23 protein-coding genes are annotated in these 25,908 nt (G+C 38.5%); 10 read left to right on the top strand and 13 right to left on the bottom strand.

What is annotated here, in order from left to right; all coding sequences use genetic code 11:
* Positions 1 to 7 precede the first annotated feature (7 nt).
* Positions 8 to 481, top strand: a complete 474-nt coding sequence (locus tag BUF13_RS10285; RefSeq protein ID WP_073571671.1) for a YcxB family protein — start codon at positions 8 to 10, stop codon at positions 479 to 481.
* 73 nt (positions 482 to 554) lie between these two features.
* Here BUF13_RS10285 and BUF13_RS10280 read toward each other — a convergent pair whose 3' ends face one another.
* Positions 555 to 3,680, bottom strand: a complete 3,126-nt coding sequence (locus BUF13_RS10280) for a S41 family peptidase (protein ID WP_073571670.1) — start codon at positions 3,678 to 3,680, stop codon at positions 555 to 557.
* A 93-nt stretch (positions 3,681 to 3,773) separates the two neighbouring features.
* On the opposite strand from BUF13_RS10280, the gene rlmH reads away from it, so the two are divergent.
* Positions 3,774 to 4,247: a 23S rRNA (pseudouridine(1915)-N(3))-methyltransferase RlmH gene (gene rlmH, locus BUF13_RS10275; RefSeq protein WP_073571669.1), complete on the top strand. Its 474-nt coding sequence runs from the start codon at positions 3,774 to 3,776 to the stop codon at positions 4,245 to 4,247.
* Positions 4,248 to 4,349: 102 nt separating this feature from the next.
* The gene (locus BUF13_RS10270; protein ID WP_073571668.1) at positions 4,350 to 5,186 is read left to right on the top strand and encodes a hypothetical protein; all 837 of its coding nucleotides are present in this window, start codon (positions 4,350 to 4,352) and stop codon (positions 5,184 to 5,186) included.
* Positions 5,187 to 5,440: 254 nt separating this feature from the next.
* Here BUF13_RS10270 and BUF13_RS10265 read toward each other — a convergent pair whose 3' ends face one another.
* On the bottom strand, positions 5,441 to 5,953 hold the full coding sequence (locus BUF13_RS10265) for an FKBP-type peptidyl-prolyl cis-trans isomerase (protein WP_073571667.1): 513 nt from the start codon (positions 5,951 to 5,953) through the stop codon (positions 5,441 to 5,443).
* Between the two features lie 172 nt (positions 5,954 to 6,125).
* Between BUF13_RS10265 and BUF13_RS10260 the strand changes: the two genes are divergently transcribed.
* A complete protein-coding gene (locus tag BUF13_RS10260; RefSeq protein ID WP_166669818.1) occupies positions 6,126 to 6,962 on the top strand; it encodes a glycosyltransferase family 2 protein in 837 nt (278 codons plus the stop codon).
* Here BUF13_RS10260 and BUF13_RS10255 read toward each other — a convergent pair.
* A complete protein-coding gene (locus BUF13_RS10255) occupies positions 6,956 to 8,656 on the bottom strand; it encodes a capsule assembly Wzi family protein (RefSeq protein ID WP_073571745.1) in 1,701 nt (566 codons plus the stop codon). The two genes, BUF13_RS10260 and BUF13_RS10255, sit on opposite strands and share 7 nt — an antisense overlap.
* Before the next feature lie 2 nt (positions 8,657 to 8,658).
* On the bottom strand, positions 8,659 to 9,324 hold the full coding sequence (locus BUF13_RS10250; protein ID WP_073571665.1) for a hypothetical protein: 666 nt from the start codon (positions 9,322 to 9,324) through the stop codon (positions 8,659 to 8,661).
* A 128-nt stretch (positions 9,325 to 9,452) separates the two neighbouring features.
* On the opposite strand from BUF13_RS10250, the gene wecB reads away from it, so the two are divergent.
* From wecB to BUF13_RS10225, 5 genes are all read left to right on the top strand, one after another.
* Positions 9,453 to 10,550 carry a non-hydrolyzing UDP-N-acetylglucosamine 2-epimerase gene (wecB, locus tag BUF13_RS10245; RefSeq protein WP_073571664.1) on the top strand — a complete coding sequence of 366 codons (1,098 nt, stop codon included), beginning with the start codon at positions 9,453 to 9,455 and terminating at the stop codon, positions 10,548 to 10,550.
* Positions 10,547 to 11,032 (top strand): cupin domain-containing protein, encoded by a 486-nt coding sequence (locus tag BUF13_RS10240; protein ID WP_073571663.1) that lies wholly within the window; start codon positions 10,547 to 10,549, stop codon positions 11,030 to 11,032. The genes wecB and BUF13_RS10240 overlap by 4 nt, the downstream gene beginning before the upstream one ends.
* Before the next feature lie 181 nt (positions 11,033 to 11,213).
* Positions 11,214 to 11,801 carry an RNA polymerase sigma factor gene (locus BUF13_RS10235; protein ID WP_073571662.1) on the top strand — a complete coding sequence of 196 codons (588 nt, stop codon included), beginning with the start codon at positions 11,214 to 11,216 and terminating at the stop codon, positions 11,799 to 11,801.
* Positions 11,791 to 12,030: a hypothetical protein gene (locus BUF13_RS10230; RefSeq protein WP_243839712.1), complete on the top strand. Its 240-nt coding sequence runs from the start codon at positions 11,791 to 11,793 to the stop codon at positions 12,028 to 12,030. Before BUF13_RS10235 ends, BUF13_RS10230 begins: the two co-directional genes overlap by 11 nt.
* Positions 12,023 to 12,847: a mechanosensitive ion channel domain-containing protein gene (locus tag BUF13_RS10225; RefSeq protein WP_073571661.1), complete on the top strand. Its 825-nt coding sequence runs from the start codon at positions 12,023 to 12,025 to the stop codon at positions 12,845 to 12,847. Before BUF13_RS10230 ends, BUF13_RS10225 begins: the two co-directional genes overlap by 8 nt.
* 6 nt (positions 12,848 to 12,853) lie before the next feature.
* Here BUF13_RS10225 and BUF13_RS10220 read toward each other — a convergent pair whose 3' ends face one another.
* The 7 genes from BUF13_RS10220 to BUF13_RS20615 form a co-directional block, all read right to left on the bottom strand.
* Positions 12,854 to 14,287: an ATP-binding response regulator gene (locus BUF13_RS10220; RefSeq protein WP_073571660.1), complete on the bottom strand. Its 1,434-nt coding sequence runs from the start codon at positions 14,285 to 14,287 to the stop codon at positions 12,854 to 12,856.
* Between the two features lie 152 nt (positions 14,288 to 14,439).
* On the bottom strand, positions 14,440 to 17,343 hold the full coding sequence (locus tag BUF13_RS10215) for a TonB-dependent receptor (RefSeq protein WP_073571659.1): 2,904 nt from the start codon (positions 17,341 to 17,343) through the stop codon (positions 14,440 to 14,442).
* Positions 17,344 to 17,423: 80 nt separating this feature from the next.
* Complete coding sequence (locus BUF13_RS10210; RefSeq protein ID WP_073571743.1) at positions 17,424 to 18,656, bottom strand: hypothetical protein; 1,233 nt, start codon at positions 18,654 to 18,656, stop codon at positions 17,424 to 17,426.
* Positions 18,657 to 18,841: 185 nt separating this feature from the next.
* The gene (locus tag BUF13_RS10205) at positions 18,842 to 19,813 is read right to left on the bottom strand and encodes an AAA family ATPase (protein WP_073571658.1); all 972 of its coding nucleotides are present in this window, start codon (positions 19,811 to 19,813) and stop codon (positions 18,842 to 18,844) included.
* A gap of 166 nt (positions 19,814 to 19,979) precedes the next feature.
* Positions 19,980 to 20,357, bottom strand: coding sequence for a GxxExxY protein (locus BUF13_RS10200; protein ID WP_073571657.1), 378 nt, complete (start codon positions 20,355 to 20,357; stop codon positions 19,980 to 19,982).
* A gap of 78 nt (positions 20,358 to 20,435) precedes the next feature.
* Positions 20,436 to 21,038: a pseudouridine synthase gene (locus tag BUF13_RS10195; protein ID WP_073571656.1), complete on the bottom strand. Its 603-nt coding sequence runs from the start codon at positions 21,036 to 21,038 to the stop codon at positions 20,436 to 20,438.
* Positions 21,039 to 21,047: 9 nt separating this feature from the next.
* Positions 21,048 to 21,224: a hypothetical protein gene (locus BUF13_RS20615; protein ID WP_166669819.1), complete on the bottom strand. Its 177-nt coding sequence runs from the start codon at positions 21,222 to 21,224 to the stop codon at positions 21,048 to 21,050.
* Between the two features lie 174 nt (positions 21,225 to 21,398).
* Between BUF13_RS20615 and BUF13_RS10190 the strand changes: the two genes are divergently transcribed.
* Positions 21,399 to 22,526 carry an amidohydrolase gene (locus BUF13_RS10190; protein ID WP_073571655.1) on the top strand — a complete coding sequence of 376 codons (1,128 nt, stop codon included), beginning with the start codon at positions 21,399 to 21,401 and terminating at the stop codon, positions 22,524 to 22,526.
* 100 nt (positions 22,527 to 22,626) lie between these two features.
* Here BUF13_RS10190 and BUF13_RS10185 read toward each other — a convergent pair whose 3' ends face one another.
* Positions 22,627 to 23,406, bottom strand: a complete 780-nt coding sequence (locus BUF13_RS10185) for an NIPSNAP family protein (RefSeq protein ID WP_073571654.1) — start codon at positions 23,404 to 23,406, stop codon at positions 22,627 to 22,629.
* A 165-nt stretch (positions 23,407 to 23,571) separates the two neighbouring features.
* The gene (locus BUF13_RS10180) at positions 23,572 to 25,905 is read right to left on the bottom strand and encodes a M1 family metallopeptidase (protein WP_073571653.1); all 2,334 of its coding nucleotides are present in this window, start codon (positions 25,903 to 25,905) and stop codon (positions 23,572 to 23,574) included.
* Positions 25,906 to 25,908 lie beyond the last annotated feature (3 nt).

Below are 25,908 nucleotides of genomic sequence, written 5' to 3'. Positions count from 1 at the left end.
AAAAGTGATGATTATAAAAACCAAAAAATACCAACTTCCAACTAGTACTTATATCAAAATGGGATTGACCAGTGTCTTGAAAGAGCAATGGTGGGTAATCCTAATCGCTTTGGCCATTTGCTGTGGCTATTTCTGGATTCCATCTATCTGGTGGATCATAGGAGCCATCATCGCATATGGTCTTTATGTTTTGTTTTGGGCGATCCAATTCACTGGAGTGACTCAAATGGAGCAAAACAAGGTCATTTTTGATAAAATGGCTTACGAGATTGATTCCCGTCAAATTCTGATGAAAATCAATACCAAACAAGGTATGCCAGTACAATGGAACATGATCAAAAAGGCTGAAATGGGCAAAGACGCTTTCATTCTTTATATGTCCAAAGCACAATTCATTCATTTGCCTTACAAAATCTTCAACTCTGAGAATGAAAAGAAATTCTTAGAAACCATCTTGAAGAGAAAAGAATTGATTAAATAATCGATCATTCAAATCAAAAAAAATGCCTCCCGAAAATTCGAGAGGCATTTTTTATTTCAGCTTTTCTAGGTAATTACTTCAACTTCTCCATAATCACCTCAATCGCTTTGTCTAATTGATTTTGATGACCTTCTAATCTGTCCACAAAGTTTTCATCTACTCGGATATCTGGCGTCACCCCATCCTTTTCCAAGTTTCTACCATCCAAGGTATAACATCCCCAAGACGGAAGTCTGTAGAAAGAGCCATCTACCAATCCTTGACCAGAGGTGAAAATAATCCATCTGTATGTCTCCGTTCCGATGATAGTTCCTAACCCAAGCTGCTTAAACCCTTGTGCTGTCATCTCCGCATCAGAAAGAGATTGCTCATTTACCAAAAGGACAATTGGCTTATCGGATGGAGCAAAATTCGGTTGATTGGTCAACTCACCATCACGGTATTTCCATTGCAAATAACTTCTCTGACTTAAAAACTGAAGTACTCTATCATGGACATTTCCACCGGTATTATATCGCAAATCCAGAATTAAACCTTCTCTATTTCCTTTGTTGGAAACCATGTACTCTAAGAAGTGCTCTAGTTCTCCACCACCCATATTTTTCATATGGACATAAGAGATCCGGTCTCCTGTTTTCTGATCAACATAGGCTTCATTAGCATCCATCCATTCATCATAGAGCTCATTTTTCATTGAATAAAAGGATGTAGGATGCACCTTCACTTTGACTTCTTCACCACCTCTTTTGAAAGTTAATTCGATCTCATTTGGCATAGATGAACCTACGAAATAGGTATTCCGGTTTTTGGATGGATCTACTTTTTGGCCATTCACAGCAATCAATTCATCCCCAGGATTCACAGAAACTGGATCTAAATCCAAAGGCCCATCTTTGACTATTCTATCCACGATATATGGCGAATCATTTTTGAAGACAATACCTGTTTCCATGGATCTGGAACCCAGGTAAATATCATTTTCATCGCCAAAGGAACTGAACCCAAAATGCGATGTATTCAACTCTCCCAACATCTCATTAAAAATGGTGGTCAGGTTTTCTCTGCTTCTCACAAAAGGCAAAAATTTAGCATATCGATCTCTTAGCTCCTGCCAGTTTTCCCCATGGAAATCTCCATCGTAAAAGTTTTGTTCCATCCCGGCCCAAGCCTCATAGTACATCTGCTCAAATTCATCTCTAAGGTTTTTCGAGAAAGTTTCAGAAAGTTTGATCTCTTCAGTTTTCCCACTGTTTGGATCAAAAGTATTCACTTTCCTGCTGGCCAAAAGGTATAATTTATCCTTCGCCTCCACGATGGAATAGCCTCCCATCCTCTGATCGCCCACTTTTTCTGTTTTAGGATTTTCAAAATCTTCCAAAGTGGTTTTCCACATTTTAGGAGTACCCTCATCATGATTGGAAATGTAGAAAACAGTCGTTTTCCCATTCTTTTGATACACATATGGAGAACTCTGCTGACCAAACCCAGGACCGATTCTTTCCAGTCTGTCCATGAAATCACCAAGAGTGATCTTTACTTCGACTTTTTCCTCTTTTTTGTCCTTATCCTCTTCTTTCTTTTCTTCAAAAAGCTTGGCTACTTGATCAGACTTGAACAAATCTCCGAACTTCTCTAGTTTCATTCGATAAACATGAGAATCCGTCGTTCCATAAGGATAACTTGGCTGAGTTCGGTCCGTGACGAAATAGATGTATTTGCCATCTGGTGACCAAACCGGGCTGGTTTCTGTCACCAAAGTCTGGGTAAGATTTATCGTTTTCTTGGTCGGTCTATGGTAGATCACCACCTCTCTTTCGAAGTTTCGAATCGGTGAAAAGACGATGTATTGATCATCCGGTGAAAAATAAGGATCTGGTGTATAGAGTCCCCACATTTCATCCTCTACCAATGTTTTACTTTCAAAAGTCTTCAGGTCAATTTCCCTGATTTCATTTCTCCCACTGATATAGACGCCCAAGGTTCTATCCTTATTCAAATTTAGGTTCCTGTTTCGATCCATATCTTTGGTCAATTGTTTTTCCTCTCCAGGATCTTGAGCAGAAATTGTGAACCAATTGTGATAGCCCTTTACTGTTCGGGAATAGATCAAGGATTTATTGTCATCTAGCCATTTTACTTCGGCTACGGCTTCTTTGGAATTGGTCGGGATTCGTTTGATAAATTTTCCTTCGATATCAGAGACAAAAAGTACCCCTCTTGATACGAAAGCCATCTTTTTACCATCAGGTGACACATCAAAATTGCTCACATTTCCTCCAACCTGCCTTGAAATATCCTTGCCCAGCGTTTGATTTTGAAAAAGTGTAAAAGCAGGCTGAGTAGTCTTACCTGAGGCTACATCATAAACATGGATTTGATAATCTTTCTGGAAAACAATCTTCTCACCATTGGCACTCACCTTAGGCCATTTGATGGAAGTTGGGAACTTGGTCAACTGGGTTTTCACTCCATTCTTGAAGGTGTATAGGTTATATTCTCCATTGGCCTCATCCGACATAAAGTAAACATTCCCACTTTCGTCAATAGTCACTCCAAAGTCCTTCCCATCATAATCTGTGTATTCTTGATAGGCTTTGGTTTTGGGATTATAAGATTTGATGTCTGGGTTATAATCACCTTTATACCGCTTTCGATGAGCAAAATTCTTGCTTTCCCACGACTCATTAAAATAAATCTCACCTGTCGTAGGACTTACTGCGACATTGTGTATGGTGTTAAAATAATGTGGGAAAAGCCTTTGGGGAGTGGCACCTGAAAGATCTACTGAATAAGCCGAATAGCGATTGTATCGATCCGAATTGAAAAAGATAGTCTTGCTATCCCAGCTCCATGATTCTACCTCATCAGTAGCTTCATGAAAGGTCATTTGCTGGATTTCCCCTCCTTCCAGTGGCATAATAAATACATCTTTATTACCAAACTGCTGAGCTGTAAAGGCCAACCATTTCCCATCAGGTGAAACAGCCGGATCAGTTTCATCGCCCTCCAAACCTGTCATTCGCACTGCTTGGCCTCCTGAAGTAGGTACTTTCCAAAGATCTCCTTCGTAGCTGAAAATGATGGTCTCCCCATCAGGAGTCAAAGTAGGATCAAAAGTAAAATACGGTGAACTTCCTTGTCCAAAAGCAGTAGAAACTGCCAAAAGAGAGGAAAATAGTAAGGTTAGTTTTTTCATCATGGATTGGTTATTCGAATAGCAAAAAGGAAAATACTGCTATTCGATCAAATTAGAAAGCCAAATGAAACTAGTGGGGAATTGTTAATTTTGAAGATGACTATCAAACTCATAGCTATCGGCAAAACTGATAATAAGGCCATTATTGATCTGATCGAGGAATATTCCAAGAGATTGAATTTTTACATCAAGTTTGAGTTGGAAATCATTCCTGACTTAAAAAACACTAAATCACTATCCGAGGCCCTTCAAAAGGAAAAAGAAGGAGAATTGATCCTTAAGAAATTGATTCCTTCGGATGAGTTGATCCTTTTGGATGAGCAGGGTAAAAGCTTTACCTCGGTTGATTTTTCTCAATACATTCAGAAGAAAATGAATTCGGGTTTGAAGCAATTGATTTTTGTAATTGGAGGCCCTTATGGTTTTTCGGATCAAGTTTATTTTAGAGCTAATGGAAAGGTCTCTTTATCCAAAATGACCTTTTCTCATCAAATGATACGTCCTTTTTTCATAGAACAAATCTACCGCGCATTCACCATTTTAAGGGGAGAACCCTATCACCACCAATGACTTAGGAGACATTTCCAATGTTAAGTTTTCAGGAATATTTTTTCCAATGTTACCAAATTGTTAACTTTATGCTATATTCGATAACATTGAGTTTACAAGTTCATGTTCAAAACATTCACATTGGTAGGCATTTTTATGATTCTAGGGCTATTAGCCTCAGGTCAGACTATGCCTGTTAATCTGGATGATTTAAAATTTGATTCGCCAACAGAACAAGCCTATTGGGAGCATCATACTGTTTCTCAAGATCATTTATCACTTTTTAGAGCAGTTCATGCCAGTGAGTCGCAGGATTCTAAGAAATGGGATGAGTTAATTAGTGTGCTTGACAAGAAATTTGAAAAGAAAGGTAAGTCAGAAAACTTCATTCGAACCATTTTCGAAAAGAGTCATCAAAATCTATTCAAATCCTATGAAAAGCACGCCACTTTCAATCAGATGCTTAATGATGGCAGGTTTGATTGTGTGAGTGGAACTGCGACTTTGGGAATGCTACTTGACCGATATGGCTTCGAGTATGATATTATCGAAACTGACTACCATGTTTTCTTGGTCGTAAATCATGAAGAAAAACCAATTCTTTTAGAGAGTACATTAAGAGTAGGTGGTATGATTACAAGTCCAAGTGAGGTTGAAAAGTACATTCAGGCATATTTACCAGAAGAGAAAGGAAATTATCTAAATCTGAACCAGCGAATCGGTTCCCCAGACATTTTGGACAGTGAAAAGACCATCTTTAGAAAAGTCTCCCTGTCTCAATTAGCTGGGCTTCAGTATTACAATGATGCCATTATGCATTTCAACGAACAAGCCTACAGGGTTGCTGCATCTCAATTGGAAAAAGCCCATAATCTTTACGATTCAGATAGAATTGAAGGGTTGAAAGATCTTGCCATTGATCAGGCTTATAAAAACTTGGGAGTTGATTTAAAGAAATAAAAAATGGTCTCTTGAAAGAAGAGACCGATCCAGAATTTGGATTGGTCACCCCTAACCATCCAAATCTTTCTAAAAAGTATCCATTCAAATCATAAATGCAAGGATGAATGCGATCAAGGCCAGTTTTGGCCACCACTTTTTGATTGCTTGAGTAGGGATATCATTGGCTGAGATCATAGATCAAATCTAGTCTAGTTTACTTATCCTCTCAATACGACAAATGCCCTATTTTTCAATAGGGCATTTTCTTTTTACTAATGATGATGGCCTCCCGGGCCGTGGACATGTCCATGTTCTATTTCTTCTTTTTCTGCCTCTCGGATACTGACGATTTTTCCTTCGAAATATAAATCATAGCCTGCCAAAGGAGGATTGAAATCCATATGAACTCCCTTATAGTCAACCTTGGTAATCTCACCTCTCATCTGGTTTCCTTTATCATCCTGCATAGGGATTACATTTCCGACCTTAAGGATTGACTTATTCTTCTTTCCGTCTTCTTTGAAGTTGGATTTTGGAATAATTGCTTTTCTGTTTTCATCATAATCCCCATATCCATTCTCAAAATCTATAAAAACGGAAAACTCCTCTCCTACTTCTTTGCCATTGATGGCTTCTTCCAACATGGGAAGGATATTCTGATGACCGAAAAGAAAATGGAATGCCTGTTCCTCACCTACCTGCTCAAACAATTCCTGACCAGACTCACCGTCATCTACTTTTAATTGATAGCTAATCGCTACCACCTTGTCTTTTTCTGCTTTCATGACTCAATTTTGATAAAAAACACTGAGATTTTGGCTTATCGCCAGATATTAATTTCGATAAAAAACTTACCTCGATAAAATCTCAACCTCAGACTAGGCCAAAATTATTAATTCTTGAGATTTTGATCGCTATCTTCGAATAAACCAAATGGCTAAAACAGTTTTTAATCAAATGAAACATTCCAAAGTGGTAGGGTTTGTACCAACTTACAATGCAGAAAACTTTTTAACTGAAACTCTAATTGCATTAGCCAAAATCGATTATCCCAATTTCAAGATCATCATTGGCGATGATTGTTCCACAGACCAAACTTTAAGAATTGCCAAGGAATTTGCAGCAAAGGATGAGCGATTTTCTGTGGTACAAAATGAGTCGAACCTTGGATGGTTAAAGAATTCTGAAAAACTATGGATTCAAAGCGCCGCTGATTCAGACTATTGTTTTATTAATCCTCACGATGATATTCCAACTGAGGATTTCATCAAAAGACAAGTTTCGGCTTTGGAAGCTAATCCTAAAGCATCTGTTTGTTGCATTCAGATGGACAATCATTATTGGGATGGAAAGATTGTAAACTCAAGAATACAAGAATTCGCATCATCTGATAAAATTCCTGAAAGGGTCTTGGAGATCATAAGTAGAAAAACCATGTTCTGGTGGGCTGCTTATCATGGCATTCATCGAAGTGAATTTGTCCAAAAAATCATCCCCTTCAAAAGTGAAATAGGACAAAAAAATGAGTTCTCTATGGATCTTGTCTGGCTGATGAAAATGGCATTTTACGGTCCTTTCATAACTATACCAGAAACTCTATTGGTAAAAAAATACTCCAAAGCCTCAGTATCCAACCAATGGAAACACAATTTTGCTCAAAGAAGGAAACTTTGGAAAATAATTATCCAAGAAATTCTCGCATCCGAGCTACCAAATCACATTAAAGCAAAGGTTCTTTTAGGAATCCAGAAAGAGTTTTTCAAGAAAGGATTATCAAGACTTAAAGCTTATTGAAAAATATAAGCTAGACCAATATTCGCCACGAAATTCTTCCTGTCGTATCCTGGTACAAAGTATTTATCTGGATTATTTTCTAGATACCATTTATAATTCAAAGTACTGACATACTGGAATCTTCCACTCACCAATAGGTTCCCAAATCTATAATCAGCTACTACAGAAGGAACGATATCAACATACTTATTTCTCCAGTCTTTGGAAGCCTCATATCGGTAATAGTAGAAATCATTATTGTAAACTATTCGCTCAAGCTGTAAACCAATTCTGTTCATCTTTTCCACCCAAGCAAACTCAACAAAAATTTGATTGCTTGCTGGTCCGTTCCCTACTCCTAATACTTGACCATTATGAGTATAGCCATGTCTCACATAATCATGAATGTACCAAGTACGAAGTTGTCGAATCTCTTCACGAACAGGCTGGCCAGTCTGGGTCATTTCCGAACTAACCTGGAAATATCTCCCTGGTTTCTTTAGCTGGATCAAATGGGAAAACCCAAATGTAAATGCCCTGCCCTTTTCTGGGGTAATCATAAAATCTCCAAGACTTTGGCTATTTCCTCGAGTCCCGAATTCTCCATAGAATTCGAAATTGCCTTCCTGACTCAACCATCTGAAATATCCAGAACTAAATTGCTGTCTTTTATCTCGGATTGGATCCTCAATATTTTCTGATCCTTTTCTGCCATTGAAGATTGGTAATACATCTGCAAAGTCTGTAATATCCTCACGATAAAGGTGATTGACGGAAGAATAACCCAAGAATAAACCCGGAACCCATTTTGGCTGATAGGTTAGTACTAATCCTCCAAGGTATCTGTTTCCATTTTCCCTTTTTGGAATGTAAACTGGGTTCTCCTGAATTGAATAATCCGCGTGCGGTGGAAGAAAATCAGATGATTTCAAAAACCCAGAAATCAATTGACCTTCAAAAGATCCAATGCTTGATTGAACCGGCTTTCTGGTGTTGATTGTAAAATGTAGGAATCCCGGAGCATTGTTTCCTAATATTAGAGAATTCCTTCTTCCAGGTCCCCACCAGAGATTTTCTGTAGAAATCCCTATCGAATATTCTTTGTAATTGTATCGGAAAGATGATTGGCCTAAATAAAATTTATTGTAGCCCCCTGTTCCAAATCTTTCGGGCATATCGATCCGATTCATGTATTCATAGTAATACAAAATCGTCGCTTGATGCTCGATTGGAAAGCCGTCATAATCTTTATTCTGAGCTAGAAGAATTTCTGGCTGAAGTTGCAACGAGAAATTCCCAAATTCTGCATAACCCCCAAAGCTGATAATATTTTGAACTCCTCTATTTGGTATAAATGCTCCATCATTGGCTCCAAAAGCATAGGTAGAGTTGTATTGCATTTTATAAGTCGCTGGAAGCAGTAGAAATTTACCTTTTCCTTCACTACCAAACCTTGTATGGACCTTTGTTAAATCAAAATCCACCATAGTTCCATCGACATCAAAGCCATCCTCTATTCCGAACGCCTCAGTAGGATAAACAGGCCTAACCATCCAGCTAGATAATGAATCCACTTTACCCAAAAGCTGGGCTCTTCTAAGGTATTGATCCAGGACAGGCATCCCAACTGGAACAGTCTGGGAATAGGCAATACTTGAAAACCCAAGAATCAACAAGAAGAAAAAAAGCTGAATTGTAGAAATATATTTTTTCATCATCATTTCACATTCAAAACTTCAACTGTAACTCTAGCCAATGACCAAGATTCATCGCAAACGGGGTCTGCAAGGCCTTCTTGTCTCAAATCAGAATTCCAATAAACCTTCACATTGGAACTTCTATTTTCAACGATTTTGGATATACTATATCGCGTTGTATAGTTTGAAAATGCCCCAAAAATACATAATCCAGGTAGGTTTGTCTGGACAGCTCCTGATTTTGGATTATTCTGTCTGAAATAAGAATTCGGGTAAGATTGCATTAGGCAATAGGTAGATTCGCAGGGAGAGTTGGAAAATGTTGTCCTAAAAACTTCCGTATTATCAACCCCAAAAAACCAATAATCAGGTCCAGATTGATCATCATCAGGATTACCATCCCATGAATCATGAATTAATATCTCTGTTGTGATCTTCAACATATTATGTGAGGGTAGATTCTCCAATTTGAGAGAAACTTCATCATTATGATAATAACCCGCCACGGTATCATTTTGAAAAACAAAAAGTTTTCCGTTTTCAAATCCAGCTAAATTCAAATCAGAAAAATCGTTGTCATAAACTATCTCGGAGGATTCTAAAGTATCAGTACAGGCGCTGATTCCAAAAATTGATACTATTAACCAAATAAATATGCCTCCCTGTTTCCAGGTACTTTGATTCATGTAGTCGATTAGTTTTGAGTATGTACAAAGAAACAAAAAAGGAACCAATTAGCTGACAGCATTTCTTCGTAAAATCTCTTTCTCCTCAACTTGTTTCCTTATTTTTGAATCAAAGTCTAGAAAGAACTATGCCTACTTTTACAATTGTTGCTGGTGCGAGACCCAATTTCATGAAAATCGCTCCTATCATTCATCAATTACAAAAGCGACAAGCTGAAGATACAGCCATTAAGTTTAGACTGATTCATACTGGACAGCATTACGACAAAAAGATGTCCGGTGACTTTTTTGAGCAATTGGATATTCCAGAGCCCCATGCTAATTTAGGAGGAGGCGGAGGTACACAAGCCGAGCAAACTGCTTCCATTATGGTTTCTTTTGAAAAAGAATTGATGGAAAACCCCACCGATTTAGTTTTAGTAGTGGGCGACGTAACTAGTACTTTGGCTTGCTCTATTACAGCTAAAAAACTTTGTATTGATGTAGCACACGTAGAGGGAGGCATCCGGTCTGGAGATTTGACCATGCCTGAAGAAATCAATCGAATGGTAACAGACTCGATAACTGATCATTTTTTTACGACATCAGAAATTGCAAATGAGAACCTAAGAAAAAGTGGTTTTTCGGAAGACAAAATTCACTTCGTCGGAAATACCATGATCGACACGTTGATGGCTCAGATGCCTCGATTCCAAAAGCCAGAAGGAGAAATTTTTGATAGTCTAGAGCCAAAAAAATACTTCGTAATGACAATGCATCGTCCTGCCAACGTGGATCAGGAACAAAAACTGAAAGCGATGATCGATGCTATTCTTGAAGGAACTCAAGGTCTTCCTATTATTTTCCCTGTTCATCCTAGGACAGCAAAAAATCTACAGGCAATAGGTATAGCTGCTGACAATCTTTTGATGTGTGAGCCATTGGGATATTTGGAGTTTAACTACCTCGTGAAAAATGCCAAAGGTGTGATCACAGATTCTGGAGGGATTACCGAAGAAGCATCTGTGATGAATATTCCCTGCATTACTCTACGAGACAATACCGAAAGGCCAGAAACCATCGATTTGGGGACTAATGAATTGGTAGGAACCAATCCAGAAAAATTGAAACCATACCTAGATAAGATCATGAAAAATGATTGGAAGCAATATCAAGGAATACCACTTTGGGATGGAAAAACTTCGGAAAGAATCATTGATATATTAATCTCCACCTATTCAAAATGACAAGAGAGGATAGAATAGAATATCTGGTCAAATCTTTAGAATTGAATCCACACCCGGAAGGAGGTTTTTACAAAGAAACCTACCGAAGTGTAGAAAAGGCAAACACTCCTGCTGGAGAAAGAAGCCTCTGCACAGTCATATACTTTCTCCTGACCTCTGAAAATGTATCCAAATTCCACCAAATCAAAAGTGATGAGCATTGGTTTTGGCATGAAGGAAGTACTTTATCTATCCATTTGTTAGAGAAAAATGAACACCGAGTTCTCAAATTAGGAGCTATAGGAAATGAAAATACTTTTCCTCAACATGTTGTCCCTGCCCATACCATTTTTGGAAGTACAGTCGATGAGAAGAACTCCTATGCATTAGTCTCCTGTGTAGTTGCTCCAGGATTTGATTTTGAAGACTTTAAACTTTTTTCTTCAGAAGAACTCCTGAAAAACTTTCCATCATCTCAAAGAATTATAGAACAACTCACTTAGTTCTGACACAATTTTCTTTAAATTATAGAGAGGATAAGGTCTTATCCTCTTTTTTATTCCTTTTTGAAAAAAACTTTAAAAAATAAAGTGACCTTTTCTACAAACCTCAGTCTAAATAAGACAGCCAGGTAATTAGAGAAGGAAGAAGGAAGCAAAAGACTAATAGTGACTTTGAACGTAAATGGCAGATAACGGAAATTCAGGTAAACATGATTCTGCCATATCTCTTTCAGATGAAGAGTTAGTTAAATTGATAATTGAAAGCAGAAACACCAAAATCTACGGGATACTGTATGATCGGTATTCTCAAAAGGTTTACTCAAGGTGTTTAAAGTTTGTTTCCCAAGTGGAGGAGGCTCAGGATTTAACGCATGATCTCTTCATTAAGGTGTTTTACAACCTGAGTAAATTCCAAAACAAATCTTCCTTCTCGACCTGGCTTTATGCTGTAACCTATAATCATTGTTTAGATTATCTTAATAAAAAGAACAAACTCCCTCTTGAAAATGAAGAGAGACTATTAGATAGCACTCCAGATAGTTCAATTGAGGAAATTGAAGATTCTGAAATTTTTGCCCTAAAAGCCGAAAAGTTAAAAATCGCGATGGAAAGGGTAGACTCTAAGGATCGAATGATTCTCTTGATGAAGTATTTGGATGATAGCTCGATTAAAGATATCGCTACAGTTTTACAGCTGAGCGAATCTGCCGTGAAAATGAGAATTAACCGAGCCAAACGTCGGATTTTAGACGTTTATAATGACTTATAATGCCGTGAACAATCCATTTACCGACATATTGGAAAACGAGCAATTGCCTGAAATCATCAGGAAGAAAGTCATTGATGACATTGACTTGATCAATCTCTCATTGGACATGGCTGACCTATTTATGGTCAAGGCACCTGAAGCCATTTTCACCATAATGGATTTTCCATTGGAAAACCCTGATTCAGATTCTCACCCAACCGACGACCCAAACCCCCAAGACGATGAATAGTCCTGAATTAAGTTTTAGCACAGATTATAGTTTGTTTGAGGAATTGATTTCTAAGCTAGTTTCTTGGACTCCCTATCTTATAGGATTAATAGTTTACGTCATTGTAGCCTATTTGGTATTCAAGCTGATTATCATGCTTTTTTCAAAGCTTCTTGATAAAATAAAACCTGAAGATGCTCTTAAAAAATGGCTGCCTTCTCTTGAACTTGATGACCTCAAAATAAATTTTTCCTCGATCATCCTCGCATTTTTAAAAATTACAATTCTGCTATTACTCGTTGTTTTTGGTTCAGAGTTGTTTGGTCTAGAAATCATCTCAACTCAAATAAGTATCCTAATTGGATATCTTCCAAGAGGCTTAGTTTCCATTGCATTGATCATTGTAGCTTTAGGCCTATCCGCTTCAGTTTCTAAGTTTTTGGTTAATCTATTCCAATCTCTCAATATTTCTGGTGCTAAGCTGATTGCCAGGATTATTAGCTCAATACTCCTTTTTGTAATTGTGATCATTGCTATTGAATTGGTAGGAATTGACACAAGTATTATCACTACCAACATTTCGATAATACTTGGAGCGATGATGATTTCAGTGGCTATAGCTTTGGGCCTAGGATCAGTGGAGATTGTAAGAAGAATCTTATTCGGATTCTACTTCAAAAAGAATTACAAAATCGGTCAAGTTATCCAAATGGACGATATCAAGGGAAGAATTGTCGCCATTGATGGGATTTCGGTAGTGGTAAAAGGAACAAAAGAAACCTTTATAATCCCTATCAAAGAGCTTGTAGATAATCGTGTTTCTATTCTGGAGGACTAATAGTTTTTAAGACCCGAATTCTTTTTTTAAAACTTGGGATAAATCTTCTTGAGAATACGGCTTCCTAAGGATTGATTGGGAATGCTCTTCTTTCAAAGTATCCAAAACTGTGGAATTCGAGCTCCCTGTGGAAAAAACTATTTTCAATTCAGGAAACCGATTTTGTATCAAACTATAAAGTGTATACCCATCTACCAAGGGAAGATGGATATCCAAAATAAGGAGATCATAATAAGAGTCATACAACTTCTGAATTGCCAATACACCATTGGAAGCCGATTCACAATGTAGGCCAAACTTGGTTAGCTTTTTGGTTGCTACTAATCTATTGAGATGATCATCATCAACAATTAAGGCCCTTTTCTCATAGGTTTGAATTCCATTGGAAGTGCAATCGTTTGAATTTACCGCCAAATCTGAGCCTAATACAGGCTTATGAAAAGGCAATTCAAAATAAAAGCTACTTCCCTTACCAATCTCAGTAGAGACCATCAAATCACTTTGAAGTGAGCTAAGAATTCCCTTACATATATTCAACCCAAGGCCAAAACCATTCTTTTCTACACTTGAATATTGAAGCTTCTTAAAAAGCTTTTTTAGAACCTCCTCTTGAATACCTTCTCCTGAGTCAGACACTACAAACTTCAAGACGATCTCATCAAATTCTTCTCTAACCAACTTCACTTCTAGGTTTATTTCTCCCTTTTCTGTATGCTCAATGGCGTTTGATACCAAATTGATTAGAACTTGTCTTAAGGCCGCTGGGAATCCAATCAATTTGAAAGGAACTAGAGGATCCACTTGTAGTCTGATCTCTTTTGACTCTGATTTGGTCAGGAATTTAAACTGCTTGATAATAGAATCCATCTCAGCCTGAAGTTCAAACTCAGATCTCTCCCACTTCATGTTTTCATGCTTTCGATTGAGCAAATAATTGGTAACTAATCCTTTTAAATGCTGTACGGAAGCACTTAAAGTCGGAATCAATTCTGGTAATTCATCTTTATCACTTGAATTCATCAAATCGGAAATCCCATGAATAATGTTTACAGAATTTTTGATCTCATGACTGAATTCATCCACGTATTCCATAGAACTTTTGCTCTTCGAAAGAGTATCTAAAAATTCTGAATTCTTAGAACCTATTCCTTCATAAAAAGTAATTAGCCAATCGGAATCACTTTCTGTAACAAATTCCAAAGGATAGATTTCTAAAGTCAAATCCGCCATCGTAGATCCTAATTCGATCGTTTGGGATTTCCTACCTAAGCTCTTTTTGAAAGTAGATTTTATTATTTGGTTTGACTCTAAAAGATCTTTAAATAGTTTTTCAACAAATTCCTCTTCCTGATAAATACCAGCAATATTCTTAATTGGAATAATCTTATCTAACTTAAAATCAGAGTCTAAAAAAAACAGATAGTTGGTTAACCTCTTCATAAATCCTAGGGTATACAACTATTAGATTAGAAAATCTGATAAAAGTCACTTATTATCCAAGATTTTTTTTGAAAAAATTCCTGAGCTACAGGATTTTAGGCATAAAAAAAGCCCCAATAAATTGGAGCTTTTTAAGATAAATATCAACTAAGTTAGAATGAGAAAGCCACTCTAAATGTCATTTTTGTACCTGGAGCAAGCCTTGTAAAGATTTGATCTTGAGCCTGGTATGAACTAAACACTAATTCTTTTTTGTCATTCAAGATATTTTGAACACCAAATCCAGCTTGGATTCTTTCGTCAGCACCGAATGATTTATTTACATTCAAGTTTAAGCTATGGAAAGGTACAGTATAAGTATCCGTTCTGTTACCAAAACCTACATAGTTCAAAGTTGGTCCTTGAACGTTGTAGAACAAACCAGCTTCCCAACCAGTGTTATAATCCTGATAACCGAATCCAGTATTGATAATGAATGGAGCCTGCCCAGCCATGTCTCTGGTATCCTTGATTTCTTGACCTTCACGAGCAGTCAAAGTTCTTGATCTGTATTCAGATTCAGACATTTTGATTTGAGACTGAGTGATCGTCACGTTAGTATTCCAGTTGAAGTTCTCCAATGATGGAGCGATGAATTTCAAAGATTTTCTGAATTCAAACTCCAAACCAGCAACCGAACCATTACCTACGTTTCTTGGCTGGAAAGCACCTGGATCAGAAAGGAACTGAACCATTTCGATAGGCTTATCAAAAGTCTTATAGAATGCACTAACAGAGAACATTTGACCTCTATCCTGGAACGCTTCCCATCTTACATCAAAGTTGTTGATTCGAGTAGAAACCAAGTTACCGTCCCAAAGAACTTCTGAACCACCGTTAGTAGTTTCTGGATACAAACCACCGATGAAAGTTCTACCAGTGATTGGGTCCAAAATCTCTGCGTAAGAAAGTTCCTTGAAAGAAGGTCTCGCAATAGTTCTAGAAGCAGAAACTCTCAAGTTTTGGTTTTCTTTCAAATTGTAGATGAAGTTAACAGTTGGGAAGAAATCGATATCATCCAACATGGTAACCAAATCAAAGTTGATTGTACCCGTCTGGTTGGTACCAGTGTAGTACTGGTTGAATTTTTCAACTCTTAAACCAACGATAGCTTTCAATTTGTCGGAAGGCTTAGCTTCCAAAGATGCATATCCACCTACGTTAGTAGCGATAGACTGATACTCATTCGGGTTGATTGGAATAAAGTCAGCATTGTATCTAACACCATTTCTATTGTCAGCTGAGAACAAGTTCTCTTCAAGCATGATCTCATTTGGATCACCAGTGAATTCAGAATCACCAGTAGCAAACTGGAAGCTTTGGATGTTGAAATCTCTGTATTTGAATACGTAGTTAGTACCTACTTTCAATTTAGATTCTCTTTGGAACAAAGAAAGTTGCTTTGCTACATCTACTTTACCAGCCACACTGTATTCTTCTAGACTTCTCCAGATTCTTGCTGGCAAACCAACTTCTGTAGAAACAGTGTTGTTAGGAACTCTGAATCTTGTAAATCTTACATCTGGATCATCGATTGTAGATCTCGTAGGAGCCAATTTCCAGTTTACTTCCCAGTCTCTGGCGTTGAAGTAATGAGTACCACCCAACAATACACTAGTCAATGCTCTTTGGCTGTATTCCAAGTTGTACTGCTTTGCTTCAAAGTTTGCACCCAAGTTAGTGTTCACGAAATCAAACTCACCCGCTTTGGACTCGCCATTTTGCAAGTGCATGATGTTCAATTTATATTTTGAATTGTCAGTCTTCAAAGCGATCCCTGCCAATCCACCTAGCAATACGTTGTTTACACCGTAATCCCCTTTTTGTCTTTCCAAGGCTTCCAATTCGATGTCAGTAGATTCTCTTGGTTTAGCGTACAAGTTGAATTCTGCATCTTGATAGAATTCAGTCTCGTTTTTGTAAGTCAAGGCGAAGTTATATCCCCAAGTTGCTTTTGTTCTTGCGATTTGATTTCCCAAAGAGAAACTCAATCCCATATCCATCAAACTGTTGGTTCTGTAACCTCCCAAGTTTTTGTTGAAGCTTCTTAGGATCTCTTGGTATTCAAGTCCTTTTGGTCCATTTGGATTTCCTACTGCATCACCATATTGAGGAATATCAGTTCTTCCATCTGTAGGGATTGCTCTTGTTCCATCATCAAAACCTAACCAATCAGTCTTTCCACCATCATATTTCAAATAGTTGGAGTTGAAGTGCATAGATGGATTCAATCCACCACTTAGGCTAAGACGCATTGTCTTTTCTTCAGGAAAATCTTTGGTCTCGATATCAACTACACCACCAGTAAAGTCTGCAGGAAGATCCGCAGTAAATGATTTAGAAACGATGATGTTGTCAATCACGTTTGTTGGGAAGATATCCATTTGGATAGAGTTTCTATCTGGATCCAAACCAGGGATATCCACACCATTCAATACAGTTTTGGTGTATCTGTCACCCAAACCACGAACGTAGATGTATTTACCTCCTTCGATAGATACACCGGTTACTCTTTTTACTGCAGCAGCAGCGTCACCATCACCAATTTGACGGAAAGTACTTGCAGAAATACCATCCATTAGGTTGGCGGCATTTCTTTTCACTGACATCAAAGCTGATTCAGTGGTTCTGATTGCAGATGCAGAAACTGTAACAGTTTCCAAATCTGAGGCTTCATCAGCCATAAGAATGTCGTTGATAACTTTTACTTCTCCAGAAGTCACTTCTACTTCAGTCAATTCAACTGTCGCATAAGAGATGTAAGAAATTTGGAGAGTGTAAGTTCCTGGATCTACTTGAATCTCGAATTTTCCATCGAAATCAGTTACTGCTCCAGTAGCAGTTTCTTTTACAAGGACAGAGACACCGAATAATGGCTCTCCAGTCGATTCCTCGAAGATGGCACCACGAATAGTACCTTTTTGCGCAAACGCAAAACCTGCGATGATTTGAGAGATCACCACAATCAATAAGATAAGCGTTCCTTTTGTGAACAACTTGGTAGATTTATTTTTCATACAGCAATTGATATTGAAATCTTATGGGTAAAAGGGAGGAAGCTACCTTGCAAGTACTTCCTCCCTTTCAATTTTTATGATTAGAAGTCAGCTAGTTGACCTGCAGCATCAGCCCAAGTCCAACCAGTGAATGCTGATTTAGTAGCACCTACAGTGTTAGCACCAGCAGCTACTGAACTTGCGTAAGCGTCAGTTCCTGCTTTGAATACTGTAGATAGTTCAACACCATCAGCTAGAGTAATTTCAAGGCTTGCGAAGTTCAATACTCCGTCAGCGAAGTTTGCTACAGAAGCATCACCGCTTAGAGAAAGATCTCCTCTTCCGTCAGTATCTGCAGGGTTAGCAAATCCGAAGAAGTAAATGCTTTCAAATGTACCTCTTGCACCATCTCTGAAGTCACCAAGCTCGGCAACATCATTTCCTTTGATAGATCCGTTTTTCAAAGTATGACCAGCGTTGTAAGATCCTTCTGGACCGTCAATTTCAAGACAATGATCAGTTTCGCTACCAGCGATTACGATGAAGTTATCCAAAGTACCAGCCCAAGCTTGGTCAGTATCCATTCCATCATCACCTGGATTCCATACTAGAGCGTTTGTAACGTTTACAGTTCCACCGAACCATTCGATACCATCATCTTGGTTACCGATTACTTCAACGTTTTCGATCACTGTTCCAGAACCTACTGCTCCAAGTGTCAAACCGTTGATTTCGTTACCTTCACCGATGTTAGCTCCACCGTGACGGATAGAAATATATTTCAAGACACCAGAGTTGTCAGCGTCATTGTCGCCACCGTAAAGACCATTAGTATCTGATGGTGGAATACCTTCGATTTGGATTTCATTAACATCACCAGCAAAAGACCCTTTTGCATTTCCAAGGATGATCAAACCTCCCCAAAGACCAGAAAGATTTGGCTCAAGGTTAGGAGAAACGATTTCTCCCGGAGTAATTTCATCAGCTACTGTTGTGAAGATGATTGGAGAAGTAGCAGTACCTTCAGCCATAATCTTTGCTCCTCTTGCGATGATCAAAGCAGTAGCATTGGAACCTGTACCAACTTCACCTTTTACCACTACACCTGGCTCGATGGTTAGAGTGTTTCCAGAAGTCACAGAAATTCTTCCTCCTAGAACATATGTGTTACCAGTTTCCCAAGTAGTATTAGAAGTGATGTTTGAAGTAATCAACACTTCACTGTCTGGTTCTGGATCTGGATCTACAACAGGCTTATCATTGCCTTCGATACAGCTTGTGAACCCGATTAGAGTTGCTGCGAAAATCAACAACAGGGAGTTAAACTTTTTCATTTGTATTAATTGAATTGTGGTTTTGTCTCTTTCGATGATGCAAAACTGGTTCAATTAATCAGGCCAAGAGAATTTTTTGAATTATGGTTTTTTTAAAAATGATTTCAGAATTTAATATTGGATTAACAGATTTGACAAAAAAAAAGGCTTTCCTCTCAGAAAGCCCAGATAGCCGTATTTCAATGTTACTTTAATGTTACCGACTTATTTATCGGTACTTTCTCCAATAGTATTTTCACAAGGTCTCTTGTATTGATATTGTCTGCTTCGGCCTCATAGTTTAGGATTATTCGATGATTTAGTACATCCTCTGCGATCTCCTTAATATCCTCAGGAAGTACATAATCTCTACCGTCCATGTAGGCTACTGCCTTCGCCGCTAGGTTCAAATTGATACTTGCTCGAGGCGATACTCCAAACTGGATATACTTTGATTCATTCTTTAATCCATATTGCTCAGGGAATCTAGTAGCGAATACCAATTCAATAATATATTGCTCCAAAGGCTCTGCAATATTTACTGCATTAATTCCATTTCTGATATCAAAAATATCCTGCTTAGAGAGCACAGCATTGACTTCTGATACAAAAGACATGTTGGCCATACGTCTCATTACTTCCATTTCATCTGACTTACTTGGATAGTCAATATGAACCTTCATCATGAAACGATCGACTTGTGCTTCAGGAAGTGGATAGGTCCCTTCTTGATCAACTGGGTTTTGGGTAGCTAGTACTAAGAATGGGCGATCCAACTGAAAAGTAGTCTCACCGATAGTCACTTGCTTTTCTTGCATCGCTTCCAAAAGTGCTGATTGTACTTTTGCAGGAGATCGGTTTACCTCATCCGCTAAGATTAAATTGGAGAAAATCGGTCCTTTCTTCACCTCAAAATTCGCCGTCTGCTGATTGTAAATCATCGTACCAATCAAATCAGCTGGTAACAAATCCGGTGTAAACTGAATTCTGTTGAAGTCTAAATGAAGTACTTTGGCAAGTGTATTTACAGTTAAGGTTTTGGCAAGACCTGGAACACCTTCCAATAAAATGTGACCATTAGTAAATAGACCAATCAATAACCTATTGACCATTTTATCTTGACCCACTACTACCTTACCTACTTCCTGTATTACTGCTGCGATTTTTTCCTGATGCATGGAATTAAATTGGTTTAATTCAAAGGGACACTAAAATAGAACATTTTAAACCCAACACAATCTTAATTCTTAGAAGCGGTATTGCATTGGGTCAAACGGATTTTTAGGATTTTTTAAGAATACTTAAATCTTACCGCTAAGGCGCAATGCTCGCAAAGAAAAAGGTTCAGAGATTATTAACTACTCGCCTAACTCCATCCTTCAATCTGGAAACATTGAAGTTTAGAAGAATACCCAATTTATTTTTTGATAACTTCAGATAAGTAAGCAATTGAGCTATGTGAATAGAGTTAAATTCATCTACAACCTTCAGCTCAATTATTACCTTTTCCTCTACAATTAGGTCAATTCTATATCCTGCATCCAATCTTAAACTCTTATATTCTATAGGTAAAAGGACTTGTCGTCTTACATTTAAACCTTCCTCAGTTAACTCATGGGTCAAACAAGTTTCATAGGTGCTTTCTAGCAATCCTGGCCCAAGTTGTTTATGAACTTCTATTGCAGCTCCAATAATTTTAGAAGAAATCTCATTTTCAGTCATAAAAAATAATTATTTAGTTGATTCAAGTTAAAAAAATCCGCCAAATCCTTAGCGATCTCAGCGACTTTGCGGTAAAAATTACTTCCTTGTTTTTCCGAAGCCAGTTAGCCCTAAGGCTCTATAAACTTCTTGTTGTTCCAATTCTCTGACCTCCCCTACCTGAAACCCTTCAATTGTAATTTTCTCCATAGACCATCTCACCAATCGTAAAGTGGGAAAGCCAACTGCCGCTGTCATCTTTCTTACTTGACGGTTTTTCCCTTCTATCAATGTCAATGAAATCCAGGTATCAGGTACATTTTTTCGATAGCGGATTGGGGGATCTCTATCCGGCAATTCTGGGACACTTTCAGGAATCTTGGCAATGGCAGGCTTTGTTTGGTACATTTTTCCCTCCACATTGATCGTGACTCCATTACCGAGTTTCTTCAATGCTTCTTGATCGGGTTCGCCTTCGACTTGGGCCAAATAGGTCCGCTGGTGACCGAACCTTGGATTTAATAAATGGTGATTGAGTTGCTTATCGTCGGTGATTAGCAACAATCCCTCACTGTCCTTATCCAGCCGACCTACAGGATAGACAGTTTTGGGGAAATGAAAAAGAGAGGCCAATGTTTGCCCCTCTCCACTAAATTGACTTAAAACCCCAAAGGGTTTGTAAATGATAAAGTAACGTGCCAAATCGTCTAATTAACTACCGCAACCTACGCAATCAATACTTGAATCCATTGGCTTAACGCCTTTCAACTTCATCTCCAAGTTGTGAATTTGATCGCGCACCTCCATGTCAGCAAACATGTCACCAGTCAATTGACCTTTCAATTCAGCAATCTGTGCTTCTAGTTCTTTAAGTTGTACTTCGCTCATAAAAGTAATGGGTTAAGGATGTGTGATTGGATGAAAATAACAAGAAGGGACGGGAAGTTCCCAATGCCCTTCAATTTTTTTTGACAAAAATGGTTCCAATTGAAAATCAGGGACAATAAAAATTTCAACAACCTAGATTTTCTTCCTTTTCCGAATAATTCCTAATATCAAAGTATGAATGATTTGATTCAGCTGAGGCACAAACTTCATCAAAACCCAGAAATCGCGGGAGAGGAAAGAGAAACCTCACATAAAATTCTGGAATTCATCAAACCCTTAAGTCCTGACATTATTTTGGAAGGCTTGGGAGGTACTGGGTTGGCATTTGTTTTTAAAGGAAAAAGATCTGGAAAAAGACTTCTATTCCGATGTGAATTGGATGCCTTGCCTATCGAAGAACATGGGACACCTTTATATAAAAGCCTGATAAAGAGGAAAGCCCATCTTTGTGGACATGATGGACATATGGCTATCCTTTGTGGCTTAGCTCAAAAATTGTCTCAAAAAAGACCTGATTCAGGAGAAGTAGTTCTGCTTTTTCAACCTGCTGAAGAAACAGGTGAAGGAGCCAAAAGAGTGTTAGGAGACCCTAGGTTTGAATCAATCAGACCCGATTATGCTTTTGCACTACATAATCTTCCAGGATTCCCTTTACATCAAATCATTACGCGCAAAGGGACTTTCGCGGCTGGAAGCACTGGAGTGACCTATCTTTTTGAAGGAAAAACTTCACATGCAGCTCATCCCAGTGATGGGATTAATCCTGCTCCTGCTATTTCTCAAATGATATTAGACATTCCTTCTATCCTAAAAGAACTAGATAGATTTGCCTTGGCAACAGTTATTCAGGTTTCTGTTGGTAGTCTAGCATACGGAACCAGCGCAGGATCCGGAAGGCTTAGTCTTACACTCCGAGCCTTTGATCAGAAAATACTCGAGCAGCTAATTGATAAGATGGAGGACAAAGCAAAATCTCTAGCAAAGGACAATAAGCTTCGACTTTCCATTTCCTACCAAGAAAGCTTTGCAGTATCTACTAACGATCTCAAAGCATCAGCGATAGCAGAGGAAGCATTTGAAAGCTTGAATCTCGATTCTGTAGAAAATCCAGAACCTTTTCGATGGTCAGAAGACTTTGGGCTTTTCAGTCAATCCTGCCCTTCCTATTTATTTGGTTTGGGATCGGGTGAAAATTGTCCCCAACTTCATGAGCCCACCTATGACTTTCCCGATGAATTGATTGAAACTGGGGTCCAGGTTTTTGAAAAAATAACACAAATAAAAACCCTCCAAGGGCTTTGAGGTCCTTGGAGGGTCTTAAAAATGATTTACTTCGAGGTTGTATGGACGAGGCAGTTTTTAAGAGATTGCTTCGTCGATTTCTGGCCTTCTTGCAATGACGTTAAAAATCAGAATATTCAGCAGGATAAAGCAATCGAGTATCATTTCTAGACACTGTATTTTTATACTCCTCCAAATCCCGCATCCCCAACCATGCTGGATCGACTCTAAATTGGTCCCAATGCTCATTTCTGATATCCATATTTTCATGGGTAGTCATATACATCAGATTCGGCATACGTGGCCCCGCGATGGTCTCTGCATAAAATACAGGACTGCAATTCAGATTTTCAAAAATGTCCATTTCGCCGGAGTTGAACATCTTTACTTTTTGTCTATAAAGTCTTTCTGTAGGACCTTCATAACTTCTCAATTCATAAACTCGATCCTTCTTGGCATTGGTCAATTTAGACTCAGCAAAATGAGGATGTTCACTCATCCCGCGCATAACAGCTGTTTCAATTCTATCAAAAGGTGGATGGTCAAAAGCTGCATTGATATAGGCATCTCCATCTGATAAATAGGTTTTGTCTTTCAATAGCTTGTCTTCAAAACCCTCCCAGTCTCCTATAGATTTGAAAGGTAAAAAAACATAAACTTTGGTGCCAGCATCTTCCTGACTACTGATGGGCTTGAAAACTCCTACTTTTTCGACACCATTTCGATGGGCAGCCGGGATAAATGCTTTTTCCAAATAGCTATCCAACATAGCTTCCTGTTCAGGGGAAGAAATATGATAGGTTTTCAGTTCGTAGATATCCCGCTTTTGAGCAAAAACAGAAATACTCAGAAGCAGGCAGAGAGAAAATAAACCAATAGGTAAGGTTTTAATCAGTTTCATAAGATTGGTATTAGGTTACGATAGGGTATTTATTCCTAATCTAATAGAATCTTATTTACTAAGTATCCTGATCTATAGAATCCTAAGGAGATTTTAAGGTTAGAAAAAGTCAAAAACAAAAAAAACCGACTTTCGCCGGCTTTTAAAATCAATTCTTTGAAATGATTATTTCTTTTTGTTCTGAGCTTTTTTCATTGGGTTTGTTCCGGACGAAGCTCCCCTCGCACCCATATTACTCTTATAAAGCTCAAATCGAGTTGGCTGATATTGTCTAGGCCAGTAGTTGCTAGACTCATCAATATCTGCAGTTTCTCTCAATGGATCCAAAACAAAGCTAACCACCTCTTTCTTCTTAGGGAAAATCTTGGTCACCTGAGTTTCATTGTGTCTCCAAATCTCAGCAGGAATTCTATCAATTTCAGAAGTACCATCTGCATACTGGAACTCAATGATCAAAGGCATAACCAGACCTCCTACATTTTCGAAGGTGATTTCATAGAAATTCATATTAGAATTCAACAAAGATTTCTCCTTGTCTGAAAGGCTAGCCATGTATTTCTTGTATTCTTCTTCATCCTCAGGAGTCACTGTAAATGGATTGTAAGAAGTATAGAAATCACGCGTAGCAGGATCAGTCTCTAATACGGTAACTTGATCTGCGTTGAATTTTCGGCTGATATAATCTTCTTCTAAATCATGCTCTGCCTTCGCAGCAGCTTTTTTATCCGCAGGAGTTCTATTATCCAACTTGAACCATTTCACATCCTGGATAGCGATATCAACAGGCTCAACTCCATAGAACCATCCTCTCCAGAACCAATCCAAATCAACCGCAGAAGCATCTTCCAAAGTTCTGAACAAATCATCCGGAGTTGGGTGTTTAAACATCCATCTTCTTGCGTATTCTTTGAAAGCGAAATCAAACAATTCACGTCCCATCACTGTCTCACGAAGGATATTCAAAGCCGTCGCTGGCTTCGCATAGGCATTTGGCCCAAACTGAATAATGTTTTCAGAATTGGTCATGATAGGCTCCAAGGTGCTGATATCACTCTTCATGTAAGGAACAATCTTATGAGCAGGCCCACGACGTGAAGGATAATTTTTATCCCATTCTTGCTCTGCCATAAACTGCATGAAAGTATTCAAGCCTTCATCCATCCAAGTCCACTGTCTTTCATCCGAGTTGACAATCATCGGAAAGAAGTTGTGACCCACCTCATGAATGATCACGGAAATCATTCCGTTTTTGATCGCTTCAGAATAGGTTCCATCCTTGTCAGGACGACCATAGTTGAAACAGATCATCGGGTATTCCATTCCATTGCTAGCCTCTACAGAGATTGCTGTTGGATACGGGTAATCAAATGTATGCCCAGAGTAAGACTTAATGGTATGAGCAACGACTCTTGTAGAATACTGACCCCAAAGTGGATTGGCTTCTTTGCCATAATAAGACATAGCCATTACATCTTTACCAGCTTGCTTGACAGCCATGGCATCCCAGATGAATTTTCTAGAAGATGTCCAAGCAAAGTCTCTTACGTTTTCAGCTTTGTAAACCCAAGTTTTTTTGTCTTTCGACTTTCCTTTTTCCAATTTCTCAGCTTCATCCTGAGTACGGATTACAACTGGATTGTCATAGGTTTGCTTTGCTTGATTCCATCGATCCATTTCAGTCGAAGAAAGAACCTCTTCTGGGTTTTGCAATACACCAGTCGCTCCTACCATGTGGTCAGCAGGTACTGTGATGTGAACTTCATAGTTTCCGAAAGTCAAGGCAAACTCTCCTCTTCCCAAAAACTGCTTGTTTTGCCATCCTTCGAAATCGGAATAAACAGCCATTCTTGGGAACCACTCAGCCATCGTATATAGATAGTTTCCATCTTCAGGGAAAAACTCATATCCAGGTCTACCAGCAATGTATCCTACGCGGTTGGTGATGTTGAAAGACCAGTCTACTGAGAAAGAAAAAGTCTCACCCGCTTTTAGAGGCTGAGGCAAATCAATTCTCATCATGGTATTATTCACTGCAACTGCAAGCGCATTGCCTTGAGCATCCTTTACATTCAAAACTTTGTATCCGAACTCCTCATTCTCCCAAAGAATACCTTCCAAAGATCTCAGGCTCATTTTAGAATCTACAGAGCTTGCTGCCACTTTCGGAGACATGGACTCTGCTCCTCTTTGGTTTTCCTCCAGCTGAACCCATAGATAGGTCAATTGATCAGGGGAATTGTTGATATAGGTGACCGTTTCCTTTCCTTTGATGGATTGGTTGTCATCATTCAGCTCAACTTCAATTTTATAGTTTGCTTGCTGCTGCCAGTACATATGTCCCGGAGCACCAGAAGCGGTTCGATAGACGTTTGGAGTGCGAAGCATCGTTCCAAGTTGCTCGAATCGCTCAGCATGGTTTTGCTCAGAGCGTTTGGCCTGCCCAAATGATTGGGTAGACACCAAAGCCAAAAGCAAAAAGGCTAATCCTGTCTTTTTCATAGG

This window comes from Algoriphagus zhangzhouensis, from assembly GCF_900148515.1.
GTDB classification, from domain to species: domain Bacteria; phylum Bacteroidota; class Bacteroidia; order Cytophagales; family Cyclobacteriaceae; genus Algoriphagus; species Algoriphagus zhangzhouensis.
The sequence above is the reverse complement of the archived record's forward strand: the minus strand, read 5'-3'. Positions and strand labels throughout refer to the sequence as shown.